Source organism: Virgibacillus byunsanensis (genome assembly GCF_042675965.1).
In the GTDB taxonomy this organism is placed as follows: Bacteria; Bacillota; Bacilli; order Bacillales; family Amphibacillaceae; genus Virgibacillus_R; species Virgibacillus_R byunsanensis.
Genome location: NZ_JBHTKJ010000054.1, coordinates 1 through 3,553 on the forward strand (window position 1 = coordinate 1; position 3,553 = coordinate 3,553).

General features: G+C 37.2%; 4 protein-coding genes. 3 read left to right on the forward strand and 1 reads right to left on the reverse strand.

The window, feature by feature from the left end; genetic code table 11:
• Positions 1-63: 63 nt before the first annotated feature.
• On the reverse strand, positions 64-678 hold the full coding sequence (locus ACFQ3N_RS16705) for an FMN-binding negative transcriptional regulator (protein WP_390363697.1): 615 nt from the start codon (positions 676-678) through the stop codon (positions 64-66).
• A gap of 128 nt (positions 679-806) precedes the next feature.
• Between ACFQ3N_RS16705 and pdxR the strand changes: the two genes are divergently transcribed.
• From pdxR to ACFQ3N_RS16720, 3 genes are all read left to right on the forward strand, one after another.
• Positions 807-2,186, forward strand: coding sequence for a MocR-like pyridoxine biosynthesis transcription factor PdxR (gene pdxR / locus ACFQ3N_RS16710; RefSeq protein WP_390363699.1), 1,380 nt, complete (start codon positions 807-809; stop codon positions 2,184-2,186).
• Positions 2,187-2,396: 210 nt separating this feature from the next.
• A complete protein-coding gene (locus ACFQ3N_RS16715; protein ID WP_390363701.1) occupies positions 2,397-2,666 on the forward strand; it encodes a hypothetical protein in 270 nt (89 codons plus the stop codon).
• Between the two features lie 324 nt (positions 2,667-2,990).
• The coding region (locus tag ACFQ3N_RS16720) for an LAGLIDADG family homing endonuclease (protein WP_390363703.1) at positions 2,991-3,553 on the forward strand (563 nt) is incomplete at its 3' end.

A 3,553-nucleotide genomic window follows, 5' to 3' on the forward strand; every position in this document is an offset into this window, starting at 1 on the left:
GACGATTACCCAAGAAGCCCCCACTTCAAGCAACCCGTAAGGGTGGTAAGTGGTGGGAGTAGTTCACGCTTTCTTTCTAAGAATTGTTTTCATATGAGATGCAATATCTCTTTCATCATCACTTGTAGATTGTTCAAGTTGTGAAATAACAAGCTTTAATCGCTCAGCGGAATGATTTTGACTCAACTTTGCCTTTCCTTCGATTTTATCGATCTTGATTTTGAATCCAACAATGCCTTTTGCCTGCCCTTCTAAAAAACGAGCATCCAATTGGTCCCATTGATATGAACTATTTGGATCTTCATATTTCAACACCATTTGATGGAGGGAATCCATCATTTCTTCGCCCTCTATGATCTCAACCTTTCCGTTTATATGAGCAGCTACATAATTCCATGTCGGAACAGCATTATTTGTTTCATACCAGGAAGAAGAAATATAACAATGCGGTCCCTGAAAAATGGCAAGTACCTCCTGTCCCTCTATATCTTTCCACTGCTTATTCGGTTTTGCAAAGTGGCCGTACAAATATCTTTTTTCTTTATTTAAAATCAAAGGAAGGTGAGTCGCATACGGATGACCCTGATGTTGGGAAAATAGAGTAGCGAAGCTATTTTCCTCAATAATCTCATAAATCTCTTCTTCATCTTTGATTTCAAAGTGCTTTGGAATATACATCATCATCACTCCTCATCTAATTTCGTGCTTGAAAATATTATATCACTCATATAAAATATATTATGATATAAACTGACATTTAAAAAGATACAATTTAAAATAAATAAGCATGTCAGGAGAAATTGTATATGAAAAATTATCTTTTTGCCTTAAACGAAAGCTCTCCCAAATACAAACAAATCTACGAGCAGTTTAAATCGTTTATTGAACAAGACAATGTGAAAGCTGATGAACAACTACCCTCCATTCGGCAACTTGCTGATTCTCTCCAAGTAAGCCGTAATACAACCCTAACGGCATATAATCAGCTTGTAGCAGAGGGTTATATTCGCGGGGAAGGGAGAAAAGGTTATTTTGTCAATCAATTAGAGCCATCTTTATACCAGGAACCACGAATTCCCTCTAACAATAAGAGGGAGGTAAAGGAAGCGTCCGTTCGTGTCGATTTTCGGACAGATGCTGTTGATCAGTCCCATTTCCCCTTAAAAATATGGAGGCGAATAGCGAATCAAGTCTTAACGTTACCTGAGAGCTTTCGGTATGGGGAACCATTTGGAGAGGTAAGTCTACGCGAACAAATTGCCGCATACTTACTCCAATCACGTGGAGTAAGAACAGATGCAGATGCCATTTTGATCGGTAGCAGTACACAACAAATGCTTATCAATCTAGGCCATATACTTCAGGAAGATTATTCAGAAATTATCGTAGAAGATCCAGGGTTCGATGGTGCCAGGGAAGCTTTTCAATTCCATCACTTTTTGCTTGAATATTTGCCGGTATATGCAACAGGTGCAGATCTTTTGCAACTTAAACAAATGGATTCACCCTTAATCTATGTAACACCTTCTCATCATAGTCCGTACGGTGTAAGCATGTCCATTCAACAACGACAAACGCTCGTTCATTGGGCAAACAAGGTACAGGGATACATTATTGAAGACGATTATGATAGTGAGTTCCGATATACGCAACGTCCGTTTCCAGCGCTCGCTTCTATTGATTCAACAAGAGTCATTTATCTGGGAAATTTCTCAAAGGCTTTTCTTCCGGGACTACGTTTAAGCTATATGGTGTTACCACAACAGCTTTTAAACCGTTATAAAAATCAGTTCCTGAACTTTGAAAGTTCAACTTCACTTTTTAGCCAACTTACAATGGCTAAATTTATGGAAAATGGGGGATGGAATCGGCACATTAAGCGAATGCGCCTTGTTTATAAAAGAAAAATGAAATACCTCGTTTCATTATTAAAAAAACACTTTGGGCAAAATATATCCATTATTGGCGAACAGTCCGGTTTGTACGTTTTAATTAAGGTATATCTAGGGCATTCAGAGGAATGGTTAATCGAGCGGGCTTTCCATTATGGTGTTAAAGTGCGGCCAACTTCGATCTATTTCATAAAAAACCATCCGGATAGGCCAATGATTAAACTAGGGTTTAGCGGTCTTTCTTATGATGAAATCGAACTTGGTGTAAATCTTTTAAGAAAAGCATGGTTATAAGAGTACTTTTAAAGTCAGTGATATTCTTTAAACAAACAGACGCGTTTGTGGTATATCATAAGCCTAATTTCCAGCTAAAAAAACGGAGGAATTAGGCTTTGTATCTCTCAAAATTCCTTAACGTTATAAATCTGCACTTTCATGACATTACCTATTGGTATATACATTGGCGATAAGTGGTAAATCTAGTGGCAATCGCTGGTACAAAACATGACAGAAGTGGTACATTTCAGTATCCGTAATCATGAGGTATTAAAAAAATTGATTTATGCTGAAAAAGCCTTAGAGCATCCGTTGGCACAAGCAATTGTCGAATACGGCGAAGAAAATGATATTAAGTATGAAAATGCGGATCATTTTGAAGCTATACCGGGACACGGTATCAAAGCAACAATAAACGGAAAAAATGCGTTCGTGGGTACAAGAAAGTTAATGAAACGAGAAAATATAAGCTATGAATCACACGAAGAACAATTGTAACAACTCAAAAAAGCAGGAAAAACGGCTATGTTAATTGCGATTGATGGAACCCTTTCTGGTATATAGTGGCTCTCGCCGATACGGTTAAGGAATCATCGAAGTAAGCAATACAGGAGCTTCAATCATTAGGCATTAAAGAACAGCAAATGCCATTGCTAGTCAAGTTGTACCAAGTTGCATCCAATGCAATCTTATTGCTTGACTATAGAACTATTGTTCGTATAATGTATATTTAGAATATTATATTATCTAATACGATTTATATTCTACAAATAATGTATTTTTTAATGATCAGCAATTCATATAAACCAAGGAGAGTTAGTTATGCCTAGAAATCCAGGTATCACAGATGAAGCAATCATTAAGATGTATAAAAGCGGAATACCCTTCAATGAAATGGTGAAAATTATCGGAGTTTCGGATCGCGCCATTCGCAATGTGATGTATAAGCATGGTATTAAAATGAATCGGGAGCAATTTTCTGGGCAACCACGTAAGCATAAAGTAAATGAGGATTTTTTTGAGATGTGGACACCTGAAATGGCTTGGGTTTTAGGATTGTTTATTACCGATGGATGTGTTAGTGAGCAGCAACATACTATCTCATTTACACAAAAAGATGAGAAGATACTTCACTTAGTTGCTGACTTCATGAAGGCAGACTACATAGTAACACGCTTCTCTATAACAAAAACGACTCCAACATTGATAATTAATTCCAAGAAAATTAAAGAAGACCTTCAACAATTAGGTATAGTTGCCAATAAATCAAATACAGTACCATTTCCAGAAGTACCAGATCAGTATTTATCACCTTTCATTAATGGTTTAGAAAACCCCTGGCTATGCCGGGGGTTCCGGAGAGCTTCTAGCGTGGTAATAAAAAA